Raw genomic sequence first — 20,464 nt, forward strand, 5'->3', positions numbered from 1 at the left:
GAACGCGGTGAAGAAGCTGCTGACCCTCGCGCGATGGATCGACGCGCTGAATGATCGATTCGCCAGCCTTGCCACATGGGCGGTGCTGGGCGCCTGTCTGATCAGTGCCGCCAATGCGGTGGTCCGCTACGGCTTCGACCACAGCTCGAACGCGTACCTGGAAATCCAGTGGTACCTGTTTGCGGCCGGCGTGATGTTCGGCACCTCGCAGGTGCTGCGGCTGAACGAGCATGTGCGCGTCGATGTGCTCTACGGGCAGTACCCGACGCGCGCCAAGGTCCTTGTCGATCTGCTGGGACTTTGCCTGTTCCTGCTGCCCGTCACGCTGCTGGTCATCTACCTGTCGTGGCCGCTGCTGATCTCGCACATCACCAGCGGCGAGCGCTCGAGCAATGCGGGCGGTCTCATCCGCTGGCCGGTGACGCTCACGCTGCCGCTGGGCATGGCCCTGCTCGCGCTGCAGGGGCTCTCCGAGATCATCAAACGGATCGGCTGGCTCACCCACCAGTTCCAGATGGACACCCATTACGAAAGGCCGCTGCAATGAGCGCCGAGTCCTTCGCCCCGCTGATGTTCGCGGGACTGGTCTTCATCCTGCTGATCGGCTTCCCGGTCGCCTTCTCGCTGTCGGCCCTGGGCCTGTTATGCGGCTTCATCGCCGTCGAGATGGGATGGTTTCCTGCCGCCTTCCTCGGGAACCTGCCGCTCAACCTGATGGGCATCCTGTCCAACGAGCTGCTGCTGGCGATTCCTTTCTTCACGCTGATGGGCGCCATCCTGGAAAAGTGCGGCCTGGCCGAGGACCTGCTCGACTCCATGGGGCAGCTGTTCGGCCCGATCCGTGGCGGCCTGGGCTACTCGGTGATCATCGTCGGCTTCATCCTCGGCGCGATCACCGGCACCGTCGCCGGCCAAGTGATCGCGATGGCGATGATCTCGCTGCCGGTGATGATGCGCTACGGCTACAACATGCGTTACGCCACGGGCGTGCTGGCGGCTTCCGGCACCATCACCCAGCTGGTGCCGCCGTCTCTGGTGCTGGTCGTGATGGCCGACCAGTTGGGCCGCTCGGTGGGCGATATGTACAAGGGCGCCTGGGGGCCGTCGGTGCTGCAGGTGCTGCTCTTCGCCGCCTACACCTTGGTGCTGTCGCGGCTGCGCCCGGCCGATGTGCCGGCATTGCCGCCAGAGGCCCGCACGCTTCAGGGCTGGGCGCTGTGGCGCAAGTGCCTGAACGGCATCGTCCCGTCGGCGGCGCTGATCTTCGCGGTGCTGGGCAGCATGGGCGGTCTGCCCGGCATCTCGACGGCGATCTGTACGCCCACCGAGGCAGGAGCAATGGGCGCCGTCGGCGCGATGCTGCTGGCCGCCCTGCGTGGACGCCTGCAGTGGCGCCTGGTCAGCGGCGCGATGGCTGGCACCATGCGCATCACCGCGATGGTGGTCTTCATCCTGATCGGCTCGCGCATGTTCTCGCTGGTCTTCCAGGGCGTGGATGGCGGCAAGTGGGTGGAGCACCTGCTCACCGGCCTGCCGGGCGGCCAGACCGGCTTCCTGGTCGTCGTGAACATCTTCATCTTCTTCCTGGCCTTTTTCCTGGACTTCTTCGAGATCGCCTTCATCATCCTGCCGCTGCTCGGCCCGGTGGCTGACAAGATGGGCATCGACCTGATCTGGTTCGGCGTGATGATCTGCGTGAACATGCAGACCAGCTTCATGCATCCGCCGTTCGGCTTCGCGCTCTTCTACCTGCGCGGCATTTCCGACACGCTGTTCAAGAACAAGGCGCTGCCGGCCCGGGTGGAGTCGCGCGACATCTACCTGGGCTCCATTCCCTTCATCGTGCTGCAGCTGGTGCTGGTCGGCATCGTGATTGCCTTCCCGCAGACGGTGACTGCGCTGCTGGACAAGCCGGTTCAGCTCGATCTGGAGAAGGTCGAGATTCCGATGCCGGAGCGCAGCGAGGAGCGTAGCGACAGTCAGGAGCAGATCGAAGCGCTGTTCAAGGCGGCGGAGAAGGCCGCGAGCGAGCCCCAGTGAAGCCCGTTCCGCAGTCGAGCGACCGCAATCAGGCGGTGCAGCAACTCCCGCCGGTCGAAGGGGTGCTGTCTGGGCCGTCCTTCCCGCTGGCCATCAAGGCGCTGGCAACGCTGCTGGTCATCGGACTGATCGTCGCGGGCGTGTTGGCAGTGACGGGCCCGTCCGGGATGCCGCGGCCTGCGCTGGAGGCGCGGGAGTGGGCCTTCCTGCTCGGCGTGGTGGCGGTCGTCGGCTCCGGCTACTGGGGCATGCTGAGCAGCCACACCAGCATCGGTCCGCTGTACATCGAGCAGAGCTGGCTCTGGCACAAGCGGGTGAGCATCGCCGACATCACGCAGGTCAAGCTCATCCGCCTGCCAGGGCTGGACTGGATCATCGTGCCTCGTCTTGTGGTCCGCACCGGCTTCGGCCTGGCCACGTTTCAGACTGCCGACCCCGCAGTGCTCGCGCGCTTCCGCCTGTTGGCCCACGGCAGCGCATGAGCAGGAGGTCCCGGCACTGACCCGGACGGCTGCGGTCGATGCGCAGCAGCCTGTCAGCCCGCCTCGAACTGCAACGCCGCCAACCGGGCGTAAAGCCCGCCACGCGCCAGCAGTTCCGCATGCGTGCCGGTATCGACGATGCGGCCGTGCTCGAGCACGACGATGCGGTCGGCGCGCTGCACCGTCGCCAGGCGGTGTGCGATGACCAGCGTGGTGCGGTGTTCCATGGCGCGTTCCAGCGCCGCCTGCACCATGCGTTCGCTCTCGGCGTCGAGTGCGCTGGTCGCTTCGTCGAGCAGCAGCAGCGGCGGGTTCTTCAGGATCGCGCGGGCGATCGCGATGCGCTGGCGCTGGCCGCCGGAGAGGCGCACGCCGCGTTCGCCGAGGAAGGTCTTGTAGCCCTGGGGCAGGGCGCTGATGAACTCGTGGGCGAAGGCGGCCTTGGCGGCGGCGATCACGTCGTCGTCGCTGGCTTCGGGGCAGCCGTAGCGGATGTTTTCCATCGCATCGGCAGAGAAGACGGTGCTGTCCTGCGGCACCAGCGCGATGGCGCCGCGCAGCTCGGCCAGCGCCAGGCGATCTATGGGCTGGCCGTTGAGTTCGATGCGGCCGGTCTGCGCGTCATAGAAGCGCAGCAGCAGCTGGAACACCGTGCTCTTGCCGGCACCGCTGGGGCCGACCAACGCGACCGTCTCGCCGGGCCGGATGTCCAGCTCGATCTCGGCCAGCGCCGCCTGCTCGGGCCGCGAGGGGTAGTGAAAACTCAGGGCGCTGATGCGCAGCGCCGCGCCGCCGGGGCTGGCCGGCAGGGGCAGCGGCTGCTCGGGCTCGGCCACCGGCGAACGCGCGGCCAGCAGCTCCATCAGCCGCTCGGTGGCGCCGGCAGCGCGCAGCACATCGCCCCAGACCTCGGCCAGCACCGCGACGCTGCTGACCAGCAGGATCACATAGACCACCGTCTGGCCCAGGTGGCCGGCGCTGATCTGGCCGGCGATCACCGCCTGCGTGCCCTGGTAGAGGCCCCAGAGCAGCGCGCCGAAGGTGGCGCTGATGATGAAGGCCACCAGGCCGGAGCGCACGCGGATGCGCTTCTTCGCGGTGTCGAAGGCGCTCTCGGCCGCGTCGGCGAAGCGTTCGGTCTCGGCCGCTTCCTGCGTGTAGCTCTGCACCACCGGCACGGCATTCAGCACCTCGGCGGCGATGGCGCTGGTGTCGGCGACACGGTCCTGGCTGGCACGGCTGAGCTTGCGCACGCGCCGGCCGAAGGCCAGCGCCGGCAGCACCACCAGCACCAGCATGCCCAGCACCGGCACCATGACGCGCGGGTTGGTGGCGATCAGCATGGCCAACGCGCCTATGCCCATCACCGTGTTGCGCAGCCCCATCGACAGGCTGGAGCCGACGACGGTCTGCACCACCGTGGTGTCGGTGGTGATGCGGCTGAGCACCTCGCCGGTCTGCGTGGTCTCGAAGAATTCGGGGCTCTGGCGCAGCACATGGGCATAGACCGCCTTGCGCAGATCGGCGGTGACGCGTTCGCCCAGCCAGGTGACCACATAGAAGCGCGCCGCTGAGAACACTGCCAGCGCGATGCCGACGCCAAAAAGGGCGAGGAAATGCTCGCGCAGCGCCATCACCCGTTCGCCGGGGTCGCTGGACACCAGGCCCTGGTCGATCAGCGCCTTCAGCGCCAGCGGGAACAGCAAGGTGGTCAGTGCTGCCAGCACCAGAAACAGCAGCGCCGCGGCGATCTGACGGCGGTAGGGCTTGAGAAAGGGCTGCAGCCCGCCAAGGGCGCGCGGCGTGGGCCGGCGCGCGGAGGTGTTCTTCGTCTCGCTGCTCATGGGCCCGCAGTGTAGTGAGGAGCAGCGACTGCCCTGACCCCGGGCACACGGGCCGCCGCCCCTCACCATCGGGGGGGCCAGGTCTTGCCGCGCTGTGGTCGAATAGGGCCCACGTCGCGCCAAACGCCGTCACCTCACGCCGTCATGGAGACACCGGATCCTTTTGCACCGCCACAGTGGCTGCCGATGCTCGATCGCTGGGTACAGCGCCTGGGCTTCGCTCGCGCGCTTTTGCTGCTCACCGTGGTGGGGTGGCTGTTCGCGATGCTGTCCTCGCTGCTGGCGATCCGCATCATCGGCCAGGGCAGCTATTTGATCGCGGCGGCGATTGCCAGCGTCTGCTCGATTGGCCTGAGCCTGCTGTTCGGCGCGCTGCTGCTCAGCCTGGTCCGCCACCAGCATGGCACCCAGGCCCAGCTGGCGCGCCGGCTGCACCAGGACGCGCTGACTGGCGTCTACAACAAGCGCTACTTCCATGACCTGGCCGAGCGCGAGCTGGCCCGCGCGCAGCGCTACGAGATGAGCTGCGCGCTGCTGCTGATGGACATCGATCACTTCAAGCGCATCAACGACCGCTTCGGCCATCTCTGTGGCGACCACCTGCTGTGCGAGATTGCCGGCCTCAGCGAGGAGACGCTGCGCCAGGGCGATGTGCTGGCGCGCGAAGGCGGCGAGGAGTTCGTCATCCTGCTGCCCCATACCGATCCGCTGGGTGCGCTCGACGTGGCCGAGCGCCTGCGCCAGGGCGTGGCCGAGCTCGGCTTTCGCTGGATGGACAAGCCGGTGCCGGTGAGCGTCAGCATAGGCGTGGCGGCGCTGCGCTGCGAGCATCAGTCGCTGGAGCAGTTCCTCGCCGATGCCGAGGCCGCCTTGCGCAGCGCCAAGTCCGACGGGCGCAACTGCGTGCGTGCCGGCGATGGCGGGATCGGCGGTCGGGCCGCGACCCTGCCTGGCCCCTGAACCGGGCGGGACCGGCTCAGAGCCGCATGCGCTCGCGGTAGCCGGTCATCTCCAGATAGCCACGGCCGATCAGCCGCTTGGTGGCGGCCTCGCGCAGCTCCGCCGCGCCCTCCCAGTAGAGCAGGCCGCTGCTGCGGCGCGCATCGATCTCCTGCTCGTCGGCCAGGGCCTGCAGGCGCAGTTCGCCCAGCGGCGTGCGCAGCTGCCAGTCCACCGGGTAGGCTGCCCCGCTCAGCGGGCTGCGCCAGCGCCGCCCGGGCGTGAACGAGAGCTGCTCGGGCGCGAAGTTCTGCGTGTGCCCTTGCGCATCGCGCCAGCTGCCGCCGGCCCATAGCGTGCTGCCGTCGGCGCGGCGCAGGCGAAAGGCGGTCAGCGCGCCGCCGTCGAGCAGGTTGATGCCCAGCCAGTCCCAGCCCACAGCGTCGGTGGGCAGCAGGCTGTCGCTCCACTCATGGTCCAGCCAGGAGCGGCCGGCGAGCGTCAGCCTGCGGCCGTCCAGCTGCAGCTCGGCGCGACTATCGAGCTGGGGCTGGCTGTAGTAATGGCTGGCATTGGCCTCCAGCGGCCCCTTTCGGGAATAGCCGGCGTCGCCCTGCAGCAGTGGCGGCAGGGCAGCCTGCAGATCCAGGTGCAGCGAGAAATCGGCGCCGCCGAAACGGGCCTGGTAGGCACTGCGCTCGACGGGGCCCTGGCGCTGCAGCGACCAGTCGCGCAGCTGCAGCGCACAGTCGGCACTGCTGTAGCGCGCGCCCAGGCCGACGCGGGCCAGGCGTTGAGCATGGCGCAGCACCTGCGGCGCGCCGGCGCGCAGATCGCTCAGCGCCACATGGCCCAGCAGCAGCTGGCGCGGCGCCAGCGCGCTGGGATGCTCTTGCACCGCCGCGCTGCGGTTGCGCAGGCGGAAGAAGGTCAGCTGATAGCCGAACTCGGGCGCAGCGGCGGGGTCAGTACTGCCGCCCAGCAGGCCGGTGAGGTACCACCACTCCAGCGCGGTGTCCTCGTGCGCGCCAAAGTCGCGCGGGAAACGCAGCGCGCGGCGGCTCACGCCCAGCGGCTGCGAAGCGGCCGCCAGCGGCAGCGCGGCGGCGAGCAGCAGCAGCTGACGCCGATGCAGCCCTATCGTCATCACCAATCCTCCCGCACCGCGTGCACCGCATCCGCGCTGCCGATGCGCCGGCCGACGATGGCGGCGGTGAACAGCGCCGCCAGCACGGTGGCGCCCAGCAGCGCGGCCAGCCGGCCCAGCGGCAGGCTCAGCTCCATGGTCCAGTGGAAGCTCTGCGGATTGACCACATGGACCAGCACCAGGCTCAAGCCCAGGCCCAGCAGCAGGCCGGCCAGCGCGCCGCACAGCGCGTGCAGCGCGGTCTCGGCCAGCAGCAGGCGCAGCAGCTCGCCGCGCGTGAAGCCCAGGTGGCGCAGCAGGCCGATCTCGCGCCGTCGCGCCAGCAGCTGGGCGGACAGGCTGGCCGCCACGCCGGCCAGGCCCAGCGCCAGCGCCACGCCCTGCAGCCAGTAGGTGACGGCGAAGCTGCGGTCGAAGCTGCGCATCGACAGCGCCAGCAGCTCCTCGCTGCTGGCAAACTCCAGCGCCGCGGCTTCGGCGGAAACCTCGCCGGCCAGCTCGCGCAGGCGCTGCTGCAGGCGCATCGCGCTGACGCCTTCGGCCTGCCACAGATAGAGCTCGGTCACTGCCAGATCGCCGCTGGCGCGCTGGTAGTCGGCGATGTCCAGCCACAGCGCCGCGCTGCTCTGCCGCGCGTAGTCGCGCCAGACGCCGCGCACATACACCGGCAGCGTGCCGGTCTCGCCCGCCAGCTGCAGCGCCAGGATCTGGCCCGGACGCAGCTGCAGGCGGTCGAACAGGGCTTCGTTGACATAGGCTGCCAGCAGCTCGGCGCCGGGCGCGGGCGCCAGCTCGCCGACCAGCGGCATGGCCTGCGTCTGCTGCGGCAGGCGGCGCGCGATCAGCTGCACCGCTTCGCCGGCGATGCGCGCCGGCCGGCTGCGCTGCGGATTGAAGTCGGCCAGCAGCGGCTCGCTCGGCAGGGCGGCCAGCAGGGCTGCGGGCAGCGGCGCGGCCTGGCCGTCGGCCTGGCGCAGCTCGCTGCGCACATATTGGTCGGCCGGCAGCACCTGGCGCAGCCAGTGCAGCAGCGAGTCGCGAAAGCTCGTCACCATCACCAGCATCGCCACCGACAGCGCCAGCGCCACCAGCACGCCGCCCAGCATCTGCGTCGCTTCGCCGGCCTGCTCGCGCAGGCGGCGCGTCAGCAGCAGGCGCAGCGGCGCAGCTTGCACGCCGGCACTGGCCGCGCCCAGCAGCTTGAGCAAGAGCTTCAGCAGCGGCGGCAGCGAGAGCAGGGTGCCGAACAGCAGCGCCACCATGGCCAGATAGGCCGCAATCGGCAAGCCCTGCCAGGCCGGCAGCTGCGCGAGCAGCACGCCGAGCAGCAGCAGCGCCGGGCCCAGCCAGGCGGGCAGCGACTGCCTGGCGTCGCTGCCCAGCCCCTTGAGCACCTGCGCTGGCGCGAAGCGCGCCGCCTGCCGCGCCGGCAGCCAGGCAGCCAGCAAGGCCACCGCCATGCCGAGCGCACCGAAGAGCAGCAGCGCCGGCCAGTCCAGCTGCAGCCTGGGCGCTGCGCCGGCCAGCAAGCCGGCACCGAGATCACCGCCGAGCAGACGCAGGCCCAGCGCCGCCAGCGCCGTGCCCAGCGCCAGGCCCAGTGCCGAGCCGAGCAGGCCCAGCAGGGCGGCCTCGGCCAGCAGCAGGCGCTGGCGCTCGCCGGCGGACATGCCCAGCACACCCAGCAGCGCCAGCTGCGGCGTGCGCCGCGCCACGCCCAGCGACAGCACCGCATAGACGAGGAAGCTGCCGCTGAACAGCGCCATCAGCGACAGCACGCCCAGGTTGACGCGGTAGGCGCGCGTCATTTCCGCCAGGCGCTGATCTTCGGCGGGCGCGGCGCCGTCGCCGACCTGCAGGCCCTGCGCTCGCAGCTCGGCGGCGAGTGTTTCGCGCGCCACGCCGGGCTGCAGGCGCAGCGCGATGCGGTCGATCCGGTCGAAGCTATCGATTTGTCCGGGCACGCCAAACAGCTGCTGCGCCGCGGCGATGTCCAGCACCGCCAGCGCCGGGCCGCGCGCCGCGACCCGCCCGGCCACGCGCAGCTGCGCCTGGCGCAGCTCGCCCTGCGCCGACCAACGCAGCGTCAGCGTGGTCGGCTGCGGCGCGCCCAGGCTGGCCAGCGCGGCATCGTTGAGGTAGATCGCATCGGGTGCCAGCAGCTCCTGCAGCGCGTTGCGCTCGGCGCCGGCAGGTGTCGACCCCTCGAAGGGCTGCGGCATCAGCTCCGGCGACAGCTCGGCCGCCTGCAGCGCATCGAGGCCGATCACGCGCAGGCGCGGCAGCGCAGCGCCGGCACTGACCTGCACCTCGATCAGCGGCGCAGCCTGTGCCACGCGAGCGTCGTCCTGCAGGCGCTGCAGCCAGGCCGGCGGCAGCGGACCGCCCTGTGCGGCCTGCAGCTGCAGATCCGGTGTGCCGGCCAGCGCCCGCGAACCGGCGGCGAACTCGGCCAGCGCCGAGGCATTGAGCAGGTGCACGCCGAAGGCCAGCGCCACACCCAGCGCGATCGCCATCAGCGCCAACAGCTGGCGCCCCCACTGCGCGCGCAGCATCGGCCATGACAGGACGCGCAGCCAGCGTACTAGCGTGCTGGCTGCATGCTCGGGGCGGTGGTGGCGTGGCGCTCGGGTGTCCATGGCAGCAGGCTCTGCTCGGGCTGCATCAGCAGGCAGCGGTCGGCGATCAGCGCGGCGCGCTCGGAATGGGTGACCAGCAGGCAGGCCGCACCCTGCTCGCGGCACTGCGCCTGCAAGAGTGCCAGCACCGCGTCGGCATGGCGGGCGTCGAGGTTGCCGGTGGGCTCGTCGGCTAGCACCAGCGCCGGGCGGTGCACCAGCGCGCGAGCCACCGCCACGCGCTGCAGCTGGCCGCCGGAGAGCTGGCGCGGCATGCGCTGCTCCAGCCCGGCCAGGCCGACGGCAGCGAGCATCTCGCGCACGCGCGCCGGGTCGGGCTGGCCCAGCAGCGTCAGCGGCAGCCCGACGTTCTCGGCCACGTTCAGGTGCGGCAGCAGATGAAAGGCCTGGAACACGAAGCCCAGCGCACGGCGGCGCAGATGCGCGTGCGCAGGCTCGGGCAGCGCGGCGATGTCCTCACCGGCCAGCAGCACGCGGCCGGCGTCCAGCGTGTCGAGCCCGGCCAGGCAGTTCAAGAGCGTGGACTTGCCGCAGCCCGATTCGCCCAGCAGCGCGACCAGCTCGCCGGGGCGCAGGCGCAGGTCAATGCCGGCGAACACCGGCGTGTCGCCGTAGCGTTTGGCCAGGCCTTCAGCCTCAAGCACCCACATGGCTGTTCTTCTGCAGCAGGCGCTGTACCGCGGCCTGCACGTGCAGCGCGGCATCGGCCGACTTGCAGTCGATGATCTGCCGCTGGGGCATGCTGCGCAGCCAGGTGATCTGGCGCTTGGCCAGCTGGCGCGTCGCGGCGATGCCGCGCTCGGCGATCGCGGCCAGGTTCGGCGCGCGGCCAGCGGATTCGGCGGCGTCCAGCTCCTCCCAGACCTGGCGGTAGCCGACACAGCGCATAGCCGGCAGACCGGGATGCAGATCGCCGCGGGCGCGCAGGCGGCGTACCTCGTCGATGAGGCCGGAGCTCAGCATCTGCTCGAAGCGCTGCGCCAGCCGCGCATGCAGCCAGGCGCGCTCTTCGGTTTCCAGCGACAGCAGCGGCCAGTCGACGCCGGCGCTGCTCTTGTTGCTCTCGTCGGCATGCCAGGCTGACATCGCCCGGCCGCTGGCACGCCAGACCTCCAGCGCGCGCTGGATACGCTGCGAATCATTGGGCGCCAATCGCGCCGCGGTGATGGGGTCCACGGCAGCAAGCTGCGCATGCATCGCCGGCCAGCCCAGGCGCGCGGCCTCGGCGTCGATCTCGGCGCGCAGTGCTGCGTCGGCTTGCGGCATCGCCGACAGGCCCTCGAACAGCGCCTTGAAGTACAGCATGGTGCCGCCCACCAGCAAGGGCAGCCTGCCTCGCGCGATGATTTCGTCGGCCAGGCGGCGCGCATCGGTGACGAACTGCGCGGCCGAGTAGGACTCGCTGGGGTCGAGGATGTCGATCAGGTGGTGCGGCACCGCAGCCAGCTCGGCCGGCGTGGGCTTGGCGGTGCCGATGTCCATGCCGCGATAGACCAGGGCCGAATCGACGCTGATGATCTCCAGCGGCAGGCGCTCGGCCAGCGCCAGCGCGGCGGCGGTCTTGCCGCAGCCTGTGGGGCCGGCCAGGCAGATGGGCCGCAACTGCAACGCGCTCATCGTCTCAAGCCGCCTGCAGCTGGCGCGCACGGCGATCCTGGCTCTGCACCAGGGTCCAGCTGCACAGCACGGCGCCCAGGCCCAGCACCATCATCGTCGCGGTCATTGGGCGCACCGTGCCGTCCAGGCTGTGGCCCAGCCAGCCGCCCAGCACGAAGGCGATCAGCGCCACCGCAAAGCCCGACAGCGCCGCCGCCGCGCCGGCCTGACGCGGGAAGGGCCCGACCGAGCCGGCCTGCGAGCAGGGCTGCAGCACGCCATGGCCCAGCATCACGAACACATGTGGGATCAGGATGGCCGGCAGCGAGGGCGGCAGCACGAAGGCCGCCAGGCCCATGCCGACGGCGCCGATCAGGCTGAATGCCGCGCCGCGCTTCACCGTCTGCGCAACGGTGTGCCGCTGCAGCCAGCGCCGGCACAGCATGGTGCCGCTGAGGTAGAGCACCGAGCCGCCGGAGACCAGCAGGCCGTAGACCATGCGGTCCACGCCCAGCACGCCGATGAAGACGAAGGACGAGCTGGCCAGGAAGGTGTAGAGCGTGCCGTAGGCCAGGCAGGTCAGCAGCGTGTAGGCGCGGAAGGTCGGGTGCGCGAGCAGGCTGGCCCAGTTGGCCACCATGCGGCGCGGCTGCAGGGCTTGCGGGTCGCGATGCAGCAGGCTTTCAGGCACACGCAACGCCAGCACCGCCAGCGTGCCGGCGCCGATCACCGCGGTGGCCAGCAGTGCGGCGCGCCAGCCCAGCGCCGAGGCGAGCACGCCGCCGAGCGTGGGGCTCAGCATCGCGACCACGCCCAGACCGCCGAGGCCGCGCGCCATCATCTTGGTGCCTTCGGTGGGGTCGAACCAGTCGCGCACCATCGAGCGCGCGCCAACCACGGAGGCCGCCAGCCCCAAGCCCTGCAGCGCGCGGCAGGCCACCAGCAGGCTCATGCTCTGTGCCGCGGCTGCGCCCAGCGCGGCAATGACGTAGAGCGACAGGCCGGCGAGCAGCACCGGCCGGCGGCCAAAGCGGTCACTGACCGGGCCGAGCAGCAGCTGGCCGAGGCCAAAGCAGACCATCAGCGCCGACAGCGTCAGCTGTGCGCCGGTCATGCCCGCGCTGAGGTCGGCGCGCAGCAGCGGCAGGGCCGGCAGGTAGAGGTCGGTGCTGACCGGCTGCAGGCCCAGCAGCAGGCTCAGAGCGAGGATCTGCCAGCCGGGCGTGGGCATCGCGGGCCTGGCGCCCTCGGCGGGCGTGCTTTGCGCTGGCATGGCGTCGCGGCTCAATCGAAGCGCTCCCAGGGCGCGAGGTAGCGCCACTGGCCCACCGGCAGATGGCCGAGGTTGATGCGGCCGATGCGCACACGCTTGAGGCCGACGACCTTGAGCCCGACCAGCTCGCACATGCGGCGGATCTGCCGCTTGCGGCCTTCGCGCAGCACGACGCGCAGCTGGTCCTCATTGATCCAGCTGACCTTGGCCGGCTTGAGCTGCACGCCGTCGAGCTCCAGCCCGTGGTTCAGCAGGGCCAGGTCTTGCGCCGGGAAGCGCGACATCGGCGAACCCTCACCCTGGTACTCGACGCGCACCAGGTATTCCTTCTCGATGCTGGAGTCGTCGCCGATCAAGAGCTTGGCGATGCGGCCGTCCTGGGTCAGCACCAGCAGGCCGGTGGAGTCGATGTCCAGCCGCCCGGCGGGGGCGAGACCGCGCGCATGGCCGGGCTGGAACTTCAGGCCCGAGGGGTCGTCCTTCCAGTGCTTGTCAGACTTGACCAGCACCGATGCGGGCTCATAGCCGTCCTCGGCCTGGCCGGAGACATAGCCGATGGGCTTGTGCAGCAGGATGGTGACCTGCTTGGCCTGTTCCTTGTGCGCGGCCGGGTCGATCTGGATGACGGCATCGGGGCCGACGCGCAGGCCCAGCACCGCCAGCTTGCCGTCCACGCGCACCCAGCCGGCGGCGATCCACTCATCGGCCTCGCGGCGCGAGGCCATGCCCAGCTGCGCCATGCGCTTGGACAGGCGTTCGCCTTCCTGGCCGGTATCGACCTCGTCGCCGTCGTCATGCCGGCGCACCGGCGCCTGACGAGGAGGGCGGGCCGGTGGCGGCGGCGTGGCCGCACCGGGGCGGGGGGCGGTCGCACGACGCTGGTCGCGGCGAGGTTCTTGGGGCGTGTCCTGGCGGGCATCCTGGCGCGAACCCTGGCGGGGATCGAAGCGCGAGTCCTGCCGCGAACCCGGCCGCGAATCGTCACGGTTAGCGCGACGCGAATCCCCGCGCGGGGCTTCACCGCGCGAATCGAAGCGGGGCTCCTGTTCGCGGCGGAAGCTGCCTGCGGGCTTCTTGCCTGCACCAGCAGCGCTGCGCTCGCCGGACTTGAAGCTCGACTTGGCCGCGGGCTTGGCTCCCGGTCGGCCGGTCGGCTTGCCGCGCGCTGGGGGTTCGGCGCGCGAGGCCTCCTGCTCGGCGCGGCGTTGCTCCCAGGCGGCCTGACGCTCGGCGCGCTCGGCCTGGGCCTGGGCCAGCGTCGGGCGCGGCTTGGCCGCGCCCTTGCCGCGCACCGGCGCACGGCGCTCGCCGGGTTTGGCTGAACGCTCGTCGGATGGCTTGGAAGCGGGTTTCTTCTTCAGGGTCAATGTGGCCATGACGGCTCCAGGTACTTCGGGCTTGCTAGCAGGCTGCGTGTCGGGTCGATGCTCAGCGGCCGCGCAGGAATAGCGCGTCGAGTTCGCGCATGCTCAGCTGGCGCCAGGTGGGCCGGCCGTGGTTGCATTGATCGGCGCGTTCGGTGCGTTCCATATCGCGCAGCAGCGCGTTCATTTCGTCGAGGGTCAGCTGGCGATTGGCGCGCACCGCCCCGTGGCAGGCCATGGTGGCGAGGATCTCGTGCTGCGCACGTTCGATGGCATGGCTGGCGTCGTACTGCGCCAGCTCGGCCAGCACGCCGCGCGCCAGCTCGACCACGTCGCCGCCGGCCAACGCGGCAGGCCGCGCGCGCACCGCCAGCACGCGTGAGGACAGCGGCGCGATGTCCAGCCCCAGGCGCTCCAGCGTGGCGGCCTGCGCTTCGGCGGTGGCGATCTCCTGCGGCGTGGCGGCGAAGGTCACCGGAATCAGCAGCGGCTGCGACTCGATGGCTGCAGTGCCGAGGCTGGCCTTGAGCCGTTCGTAGACGACGCGCTCGTGCGCGGCATGCATGTCGACGACGACCAGGCCGTGGGCGTTCTCGGCGAGGATGTAGACGCCTTGGATCTGCGCGATCGCGCGGCCCAGCGGCCAGTCGCCCGAGGGCAGCGGGCTTGCGGGCGCGGCAGGCATGGTCATGGCCGGCTGCTGCGGCGCATAGAGGGTCTCGACTTCGGCCAGCGCCAGCCCGACCTGCTCGCTGCTGGGCACCGGCGGACGCCAGGGCGACGCAGCGACGGCGTAGCCGGGGGCTGCAGGTTCGGCGGCCACGGCGGCCGGCTGGCCGAACCAGGCTGGCGGACGGCCGGGCTCGGGCTTGTAGCCGGGTACGGCGGCAGCAGCGGCTATCACCTGCGCTGGCGTTGGTGTGGCTGGGTTGTCGCCAGCGCGAGAGAGCGCCAGCGCGTCCTGCACCGCATGGCGCACCGCCTGGTGGATGGCGCGTCCGTCGCGGAAGCGCACCTCGATCTTGGTCGGGTGCACGTTGACGTCGACCAGCTCCGGCGCGATGTCGATGAACAGCACGTAGCTGGGCTGGCGGTTGCCGTGCAGCACGTCTTCGTAGGCAGAGCGGATGCCATGCGCGATCAGCTTGTCGCGCACATAGCGGCCGTTGACGTAGACGTACTGCATGTCGGCACGGCTGCGCGCTGCCTCGGGCAGACCGGCGCGGCCATGCAGATGCATGGGGCCGACGCTGGCGTCGAAGGGCCGGCTCTCGGCGATGAAGTCGGCGCCGAGCACGTCGGCCACGCGCTGCTCGGCGCTGGCGGCGCGCCACTGCTCGACCAGCTTGCCTTCATGCCAGACGGCGAAGCTCACGTCGGGGCGGGCCAGCGCATGGCGGCGCACGGCCTCCACGCAGTGGGCCAGCTCGGTGGCGTCGGTCTTGAGAAACTTGCGGCGCGCCGGCGTGCTGAAGAAGAGCTCGCGCACCTCGACGCTGGTGCCGCGCGAGCGCGCCGCGGCAGCCAGTTCGCCCGAGCGGGCATCGAGCCGGTGCGCATGCGGCGCGCCGTCGCAGCGGCTGGCCACGGCCATCTCGGCGACCGAGGCGATGGCGGCCAGTGCCTCGCCACGGAAGCCCATGGTGGCGACCGACTCGAGCTCGTCCAGCGTGCGGATCTTGCTGGTGGCGTGGCGCTTCAGCGCCAGCGGCAACTCGTCGACCGGGATGCCGCAACCGTCGTCCTCGACGACGATGGCACGTACGCCGCCGGCGAGCAGCTTGACGTTGATCTGCGTGGCGCCCGCGTCCAGCGCGTTGTCGACGAGCTCGCGCACCACCGAGGCCGGTCGTTCGACGACCTCGCCGGCGGCGATCTGGCTGATCAGTTCATCGGGAAGCTCCCGGATCGCGCGGCGGCTGCCGTGCGCGGCCTGGGCGGCGCCGGGGGAGGGGGATTGCATACCCCCGGATTGTAGGGAGTCCAGCCTGCGCCGCTGTGCGCACACAGATAATGCGCATCATGGAAATCGCCAGCTTTCTGATCGACTTCATCGTCAACGTCGACAAGCACATCGCTGCCTTCGTCCAGGCCTACGGGCCCTGGGTGTATGCGCTGCTCTTCCTGATCGTGTTCGTCGAGACAGGTCTGGTCGTGATGCCGTTCCTGCCTGGCGATTCGCTGCTCTTCGTCGTCGGCACACTGTGCGGCGCCGGACTGATGAGCCTGCCGTTGGCCATCGCCGTGCTCTTGGTTGCCGCCATCCTCGGCGACCAATGCAATTACAGCATCGGGCGCTACTTCGGCCCCAAGGTCTTCAAGTGGGAGCAGTCGCGCTTTTTCAACCGTGCCGCCTTCAACGCGGCGCATCTGTACTACGAGAAGCATGGTGGCGTGACGATCATCATTGCGCGCTTCATGCCCTTCATCCGCACCTTTGCGCCCTTTGTCGCCGGCGTCGCCGAGATGAACCGCAGCAAGTTCACCTTCTACAACGTGGTGGGCGCGCTGATCTGGGTGATCGGCATCAGCGTGGTCGGCTATCTGTTCGGCAACCTGCCCTGGGTGCAGCAGCACCTGGAAAAGATCATCTGGGCGATGATCATCGTGCCCGGTCTGCTGGCAATCTGGGGCGGCTGGAAGGGCAGCCGCGCCAAGCCGGCTTGAGGCTTGCGGGCTCAGCTGCCCGCGTCGACCGCTGCGGGCAGGCCGGGTAAAGATGCGGCCGCGCGTACGGCGCGCAGCACGGCGATTGCCGTGACTTCGGCTGCCAGTGCGCCGAGCAGTGCCAGATTGCCCGAGATGCCCGAGCCGCCGGTGGCCAGCGCGAACATCACATCGCCATCGAAGGGCGTGTGCACCGGGTTGATGCTGCGTGCCAGGCCGTCGTGCGACATCTGCGCCAGCTTCTTCGCCTGGCTCTTGCTGAGCTTGGCGTCGGTGGCGACGATGCCTATCGTCGTGGACATGCCGGTCAGCAGCATGGCCGGCACGCGGCCCTGGAGCAGGGCGCTTGCGGTGCCCAGCGGCTTGCCATCGTCGCCGCGTGCGCCGGCGACGGTGCGTCCGGTCGACGGGTCGATGACGTCACCGACGGCATTGACCGCCACCAGTGCGCCCACGGTCACGCCATGGACGGTCACCGACGCGGAGCCGATGCCGCCTTTCATCGCCCGCTGCGGTCCGAAGAGCTTGCCCACGCTGGCGCCGGTGCCGGCGCCAGCATTGCCTTGCTCGGGCGGCGCACTGGTGGCGGCCTCGCAGGCGGCGTAGCCGGCCGCTGCGTCCGGGTGGATGGCCCGGTCGCCGAGCCAGAGGTCGAACAGCACCGCTGCCGGCACGATGGGCACGTGTGCCGGGCCGACTTGCAGGCCATGGCCGCGCTCGGCCAGCCAGCGCATCACGCCGCTGGCAGCATCGAGCCCGAAGGCACTGCCGCCGGTGAGCAGGATCGCGTGGACCTGCTCGACGGTATTCTCTGGCGCCAGCAGGTCGGTCTCGCGCGTGCCGGGCGCCGCGCCACGCACGTCGACGCTGGCGACTGCACCTTGCTCGCAGAGCAGCACGGTGCAGCCGGTCGGCCGGCGTGGATCAGAAAAATGGCCGACCCGCAGGCCGGCCACATCGCAGATGGAATCGGGCGGGAGCGAACTCGATCCGGCAGCAGTGATGTGATCCATGCTCCGGATTCTGCTCGCTCGCGCCCGAGCGGTGCCTCGCTCAGGCGAACACGCCGGCCGTGTCTTCCATGCGGTTGCTGACCTCGCCGAGGTGATGCAGCGTGTCGCCGTACTGCATCTCCATCGTCGTCAGGCGCTTGAAGTAGTGGCTGCCGATGTACTCGTCGGTCACGCCGATGCCGCCGTGCAGCTGCGTGCACTGCTGGCCGACGAAGCGCATCGACTGGCCCAGCTGCACCTTGGCCTGCGAGATGGCACGGCGGCGCGCGGCAGCCGGCTCGCCCAGCTTCAGCGTGGCGTAGTAGCTCATTGAACGCGCCAGCTCCAGCTGCATCTTGATGTCGGCGATGCGATGGCGCAGCGCCTGAAAGCTGGAGATCGCCACACCGAACTGCTTGCGCGTGTTCAGGTACTCGGCGGTCAGCGCGACGAACTTGTCCATCGTGCCCACGGCTTCCGCGCACAGCGCGGCAATGCCGATGTCGTTGGCGAGCTCGAGCACGGCCAAGCCCTCATCGGCGCCGACGAGCAGCGTGGCCGGGGCCTTGTCCAGCTTCAGATCGGCGGCGCGCGAACCGTCCTGCAGGTGGTAGCCGCGCGTCGTCACGCCGGGCGCGCTGCGCTCGACCAGATAAAGCGCAATGCCCTGGCCGCTGCGTGCCGGCACGATGAAGGCATCAGCCACGTCGCCGGCCGCCACCAGGCTCTTAGCGCCGGTCACCGTGTTGCCGTCGGCGCTGGCCTCGACCAGATCGAGGCGGTAGCGCGCCTTGCGCTCCTGCTGGGCCAGCACGACGAGTGCTTCGCCAGCGGCGATGCGCGGCAGCCACTGCTCCTGCACCGACTGCGCTGCCTTGGCCAGCACGGCCGGAGCGACCAGCGCGGCTTGTGCATAGGGTTCCATCACGATGCCGCGGCCCAGTTCCTCCATCACCACCATCGCATCGACGGCGCCCAGGCCCATGCCACCATGGGCTTCGGGGACGGTCAGGGCCGCGAGGCCGAGTCCGGCCAGCCCGTCCCAGGCTTCGCGCGAGAAACCGCCTTGTTTGACGATGGCGCGGCGCTGCTCGAAGCCATAGTCCTTGTCGACCCAGCGACGCACGGCGTCACGCAGCGATTCCTGGTCTTCGGTGAAATCGAAATCCATGATGTCTTGTCTCCTCAGCCCAGAACCGTCTGCGCAACGATGTTGCGCTGCACTTCGTTGGAGCCGCCGTAGATGGTGGTCTTGCGGTAGTTGAAGTAGTGGCTGGCCAGCGGCGCGCAATGGGCGGCGCCGACATGGTCGCCCTGCCAGCCGGCTTCCATGGCCTCATGAATGAAGGGCAGGGCGTAGGGACCGGCAGCCAGCATCATCAGCTCGGTATAGCGCTGCTGAATCTCGCTACCGCGGATCTTCAGCAGGCCGGCGACGTCCAGGCTCTGCTTGCCGCTCTTCTCGGCGGACAGCACGCGCAGCACCATCATCTCGAGCGCGACGATGTCGACTTCCAGTTGCGCGATCTGGTCGCGGAAGCGCTGGTCTTCGTAGACGCCTTCGGCCTTGGCGATGCGCTTGAGACGCTCGAGCTCGCGCTTGGCGCGGTTCACGTCGGCAATATTGGTCCGCTCATGGGCGAGCAGGTACTTCGCGTAGGTCCAGCCCTTGTTCTCTTCACCGACGAGGTTTTCGAGCGGCACCTCGACATTGTCGAAGAACACTTCGTTCACCTCATGCTCGCCATCGAGCATGATGATGGGCCGCACGGTGACGCCTGGCGACTTCATATCGATCAGCAGGAAGGAGATGCCGGCCTGCGGCTTGACCGTGGGGTCGGTGCGCACCAGGCAAAAGATCCAGTCGCCGTACTGGCCCAGCGTGGTCCAGGTCTTCTGACCGTTGACGATGTACTTGTCACCCTTGCGCTCGGCGCGCGTCTTCACTGAAGCGAGATCGGAACCCGAACCCGGCTCGCTGTAGCCTTGGCTCCACCAGACTTCGCCGCTCATGATGCCTGGCAGGTGTTTCTGCTGCTGTTCGGGCGTGCCGAAAGCCATGATCACCGGCGCGACCATCACCGGCCCGAAGGGCACGACGCGCGGCGCACCAGCCAGCGCGCATTCCTCTTCGAATAGGTGACGCTGCACGGCGTTCCAGCCCGGGCCGCCGAACTGCTTGGGCCAGGCCCAGCCATGCCAGCCCTTTTTGCCCAGGATCTTGGCCCAGCGCTGCATATCGTCCTTGCTCAGACGCAGCGCGTTGTGCACCTTGTGGCTGATGTCCTTGGGCAGGTTCTCGGCCACCCATTGACGGATCTCGGCCCGAAAGGCGAGTTCTTCTGGGGTGAAGTTCAGGTCCATGCGGTCTGTCTCCTTTTCGCAGGGCCCTGTTTTAGCACGAGCGTGCTTTTTTGAGCTGTCCCGGGCGGGACAGGCTGATGAAGCCTTTCGGAGCGGACAAACAAAAAGAGCACCCCGGGGGGTGCTCCTACTGGTTCGGCATGCGTTTCAGCAAGTCGAGGACACTGGCTTGCGTCGACGCACCCCGAGGGCTCCGAGGATAGCGATGCCGACCATCGCAAGTGTCCCCGGCTCAGAAACCTGGCCTGGCACATCCTTGCTCGCGACGGAGAACAGCTTCACATAGTCGAGCACGGAGTCAAAGTTTCCGCCACCGCCGAAATTGCTGTTGTAAGCGCTGACCAGCCACCAACTCGAAACGACGTTGCCCGAATTCCAATTGCTGCGGGTAATGTCAACAGAAGACGAAGACGTAGCGACGTCCGGCGCTTGGTCGCCGAGATTCCTGATCAAGCTCCATCCGTTACCAGCCCCGCCGCTCGTCAGGTTGGCCGCAGTTTTTCCCTGAATCACCGGCGCGCCCCCGCCATTGCCGGTATAGGCCATGACGGTGATGTCCGCGTCACTCTGGTTCCAGCCAACAGTAATACTGTCCAGCGCAACGGCCGTGTCAAACTTCAGCAAGATCAAGTCGGGTGTGTTTGCTGCAGCGGGATCGTTGTCCATCGCATGCTGTGGGCTGCCCGGGCTGAGCCCCTCGTTCTGACTGGCCACACCAAAACCGCTGCTACCCTGAGGGGATAGGTACGCAGTTTGATAATTTGTGGTCGTGACGTTGTTCACTGTCTGGGTCCGCGCACCCCATGCGCTGGCCGTCACCTTGTTTCCGGCTACCGAACCAGCGCAGCTCCAGCTGTTGCCAAACGTGTCTTTGTTCAACGCTGCCTGATTGGCGGCTGAACCAACGCATGAAGAGAAGTTCCAGGTGGAAGCCGCCATAGCAGACGAGGCCAAGGAGCCAAGCGCGCAGCTCAACGCAATGCTCAAGATGCGTTTATGTGTCTTTGCGGTCTTCATGATGAGCTTCCTTGTCTAGATCCTGTAGCACTAGTGCACTGGGTGTTCAGTCACGTAACTGCAAATTTCGGGCCAACTTCGATAACTTCCTTGGAATCAA

General features: G+C 69.3%; 17 protein-coding genes. 5 read left to right on the forward strand and 12 right to left on the reverse strand.

Annotated features, from left to right (window positions below; genetic code table 11):
* Positions 1-7: 7 nt before the first annotated feature.
* Genes AC2EBS_RS04440 through AC2EBS_RS04450 form a run of 3 tightly spaced genes read left to right on the forward strand, consistent with a single transcriptional unit; the run spans position 8 to position 2,522 of the window.
* On the forward strand, positions 8-547 hold the full coding sequence (locus AC2EBS_RS04440; protein ID WP_484727159.1) for a TRAP transporter small permease subunit: 540 nt from the start codon (positions 8-10) through the stop codon (positions 545-547).
* On the forward strand, positions 544-2,040 hold the full coding sequence (locus tag AC2EBS_RS04445) for a TRAP transporter large permease (RefSeq protein WP_484727160.1): 1,497 nt from the start codon (positions 544-546) through the stop codon (positions 2,038-2,040). Before AC2EBS_RS04440 ends, AC2EBS_RS04445 begins: the two co-directional genes overlap by 4 nt.
* Positions 2,037-2,522: a hypothetical protein gene (locus AC2EBS_RS04450; protein ID WP_484727161.1), complete on the forward strand. Its 486-nt coding sequence runs from the start codon at positions 2,037-2,039 to the stop codon at positions 2,520-2,522. The genes AC2EBS_RS04445 and AC2EBS_RS04450 overlap by 4 nt, the downstream gene beginning before the upstream one ends.
* 53 nt (positions 2,523-2,575) lie before the next feature.
* On the opposite strand, the gene AC2EBS_RS04455 is transcribed toward AC2EBS_RS04450, so the two are convergent.
* Positions 2,576-4,366 (reverse strand): ABC transporter transmembrane domain-containing protein, encoded by a 1,791-nt coding sequence (locus AC2EBS_RS04455; protein WP_484727162.1) that lies wholly within the window; start codon positions 4,364-4,366, stop codon positions 2,576-2,578.
* Positions 4,367-4,510: 144 nt separating this feature from the next.
* Between AC2EBS_RS04455 and AC2EBS_RS04460 the strand changes: the two genes are divergently transcribed.
* Entirely contained in the window at positions 4,511-5,326 is an 816-nt protein-coding gene (locus tag AC2EBS_RS04460) for a GGDEF domain-containing protein (RefSeq protein WP_484727163.1), read from the forward strand.
* 16 nt (positions 5,327-5,342) lie between these two features.
* On the opposite strand, the gene AC2EBS_RS04465 is transcribed toward AC2EBS_RS04460, so the two are convergent.
* Genes AC2EBS_RS04465 through mutL form a run of 7 tightly spaced genes read right to left on the reverse strand, consistent with a single transcriptional unit; the run spans position 5,343 to position 15,287 of the window.
* Entirely contained in the window at positions 5,343-6,452 is a 1,110-nt protein-coding gene (locus AC2EBS_RS04465; protein ID WP_484727164.1) for a lipocalin-like domain-containing protein, read from the reverse strand.
* The gene (locus tag AC2EBS_RS04470) at positions 6,452-9,091 is read right to left on the reverse strand and encodes an ABC transporter permease (RefSeq protein WP_484727165.1); all 2,640 of its coding nucleotides are present in this window, start codon (positions 9,089-9,091) and stop codon (positions 6,452-6,454) included. The genes AC2EBS_RS04465 and AC2EBS_RS04470 overlap by 1 nt, the downstream gene beginning before the upstream one ends.
* Positions 9,037-9,741, reverse strand: coding sequence for an ABC transporter ATP-binding protein (locus AC2EBS_RS04475; protein WP_484727166.1), 705 nt, complete (start codon positions 9,739-9,741; stop codon positions 9,037-9,039). Before AC2EBS_RS04475 ends, AC2EBS_RS04470 begins: the two co-directional genes overlap by 55 nt.
* A complete protein-coding gene (gene miaA, locus AC2EBS_RS04480; protein WP_484727167.1) occupies positions 9,728-10,708 on the reverse strand; it encodes a tRNA (adenosine(37)-N6)-dimethylallyltransferase MiaA in 981 nt (326 codons plus the stop codon). Before miaA ends, AC2EBS_RS04475 begins: the two co-directional genes overlap by 14 nt.
* A 4-nt stretch (positions 10,709-10,712) precedes the next feature.
* Positions 10,713-11,960: a multidrug effflux MFS transporter gene (locus AC2EBS_RS04485; RefSeq protein WP_484727168.1), complete on the reverse strand. Its 1,248-nt coding sequence runs from the start codon at positions 11,958-11,960 to the stop codon at positions 10,713-10,715.
* 11 nt (positions 11,961-11,971) lie between these two features.
* Positions 11,972-13,336, reverse strand: coding sequence for a pseudouridine synthase (locus tag AC2EBS_RS04490; protein WP_484727169.1), 1,365 nt, complete (start codon positions 13,334-13,336; stop codon positions 11,972-11,974).
* A 52-nt stretch (positions 13,337-13,388) separates the two neighbouring features.
* Positions 13,389-15,287 carry a DNA mismatch repair endonuclease MutL gene (gene mutL, locus AC2EBS_RS04495; RefSeq protein WP_484727170.1) on the reverse strand — a complete coding sequence of 633 codons (1,899 nt, stop codon included), beginning with the start codon at positions 15,285-15,287 and terminating at the stop codon, positions 13,389-13,391.
* Positions 15,288-15,346: 59 nt separating this feature from the next.
* On the opposite strand from mutL, the gene AC2EBS_RS04500 reads away from it, so the two are divergent.
* Positions 15,347-15,991: a DedA family protein gene (locus AC2EBS_RS04500; RefSeq protein WP_484727171.1), complete on the forward strand. Its 645-nt coding sequence runs from the start codon at positions 15,347-15,349 to the stop codon at positions 15,989-15,991.
* An 11-nt stretch (positions 15,992-16,002) separates the two neighbouring features.
* On the opposite strand, the gene AC2EBS_RS04505 is transcribed toward AC2EBS_RS04500, so the two are convergent.
* The 4 genes from AC2EBS_RS04505 to xdp1 form a co-directional block, all read right to left on the reverse strand.
* A complete protein-coding gene (locus tag AC2EBS_RS04505; protein WP_484727172.1) occupies positions 16,003-17,004 on the reverse strand; it encodes a P1 family peptidase in 1,002 nt (333 codons plus the stop codon).
* A 40-nt stretch (positions 17,005-17,044) separates the two neighbouring features.
* On the reverse strand, positions 17,045-18,154 hold the full coding sequence (locus AC2EBS_RS04510) for an acyl-CoA dehydrogenase family protein (RefSeq protein ID WP_484727173.1): 1,110 nt from the start codon (positions 18,152-18,154) through the stop codon (positions 17,045-17,047).
* A gap of 14 nt (positions 18,155-18,168) precedes the next feature.
* Positions 18,169-19,347, reverse strand: coding sequence for an acyl-CoA dehydrogenase family protein (locus tag AC2EBS_RS04515; protein ID WP_484727174.1), 1,179 nt, complete (start codon positions 19,345-19,347; stop codon positions 18,169-18,171).
* 147 nt (positions 19,348-19,494) lie between these two features.
* On the reverse strand, positions 19,495-20,364 hold the full coding sequence (gene xdp1 / locus AC2EBS_RS04520) for an exosortase-dependent surface protein XDP1 (RefSeq protein WP_484727175.1): 870 nt from the start codon (positions 20,362-20,364) through the stop codon (positions 19,495-19,497).
* Between the last annotated feature and the right edge of the window lie 100 nt (positions 20,365-20,464).

Source organism: Roseateles sp. T103, assembly GCF_057219915.1.

Bases quoted from the DNA above. Each gene is read 5' to 3' on its own strand.
- AC2EBS_RS04445 (WP_484727160.1), top strand. From the start codon at position 544: ATGAGCGCCGAGTCCTTCGCCCCGCTGATGTTCGCGGGACTGGTCTTC.
- AC2EBS_RS04500 (WP_484727171.1), top strand. From the start codon at position 15,347: ATGGAAATCGCCAGCTTTCTGATCGACTTCATCGTCAACGTCGACAAG.
- miaA (WP_484727167.1), bottom strand. From the start codon at position 10,708: ATGAGCGCGTTGCAGTTGCGGCCCATCTGCCTGGCCGGCCCCACAGGC.
- AC2EBS_RS04470 (WP_484727165.1), bottom strand. From the start codon at position 9,091: ATGGACACCCGAGCGCCACGCCACCACCGCCCCGAGCATGCAGCCAGC.
- AC2EBS_RS04510 (WP_484727173.1), bottom strand. From the start codon at position 18,154: ATGGATTTCGATTTCACCGAAGACCAGGAATCGCTGCGTGACGCCGTG.
- mutL (WP_484727170.1), bottom strand. From the start codon at position 15,287: ATGCAATCCCCCTCCCCCGGCGCCGCCCAGGCCGCGCACGGCAGCCGC.
- xdp1 (WP_484727175.1), bottom strand. From the start codon at position 20,364: ATGAAGACCGCAAAGACACATAAACGCATCTTGAGCATTGCGTTGAGC.
- AC2EBS_RS04515 (WP_484727174.1), bottom strand. From the start codon at position 19,347: ATGGACCTGAACTTCACCCCAGAAGAACTCGCCTTTCGGGCCGAGATC.
- AC2EBS_RS04475 (WP_484727166.1), bottom strand. From the start codon at position 9,741: ATGTGGGTGCTTGAGGCTGAAGGCCTGGCCAAACGCTACGGCGACACG.
- AC2EBS_RS04460 (WP_484727163.1), top strand. From the start codon at position 4,511: ATGGAGACACCGGATCCTTTTGCACCGCCACAGTGGCTGCCGATGCTC.
- AC2EBS_RS04505 (WP_484727172.1), bottom strand. From the start codon at position 17,004: ATGGATCACATCACTGCTGCCGGATCGAGTTCGCTCCCGCCCGATTCC.
- AC2EBS_RS04485 (WP_484727168.1), bottom strand. From the start codon at position 11,960: ATGCCAGCGCAAAGCACGCCCGCCGAGGGCGCCAGGCCCGCGATGCCC.
- AC2EBS_RS04465 (WP_484727164.1), bottom strand. From the start codon at position 6,452: ATGACGATAGGGCTGCATCGGCGTCAGCTGCTGCTGCTCGCCGCCGCG.
- AC2EBS_RS04455 (WP_484727162.1), bottom strand. From the start codon at position 4,366: ATGAGCAGCGAGACGAAGAACACCTCCGCGCGCCGGCCCACGCCGCGC.
- AC2EBS_RS04490 (WP_484727169.1), bottom strand. From the start codon at position 13,336: ATGGCCACATTGACCCTGAAGAAGAAACCCGCTTCCAAGCCATCCGAC.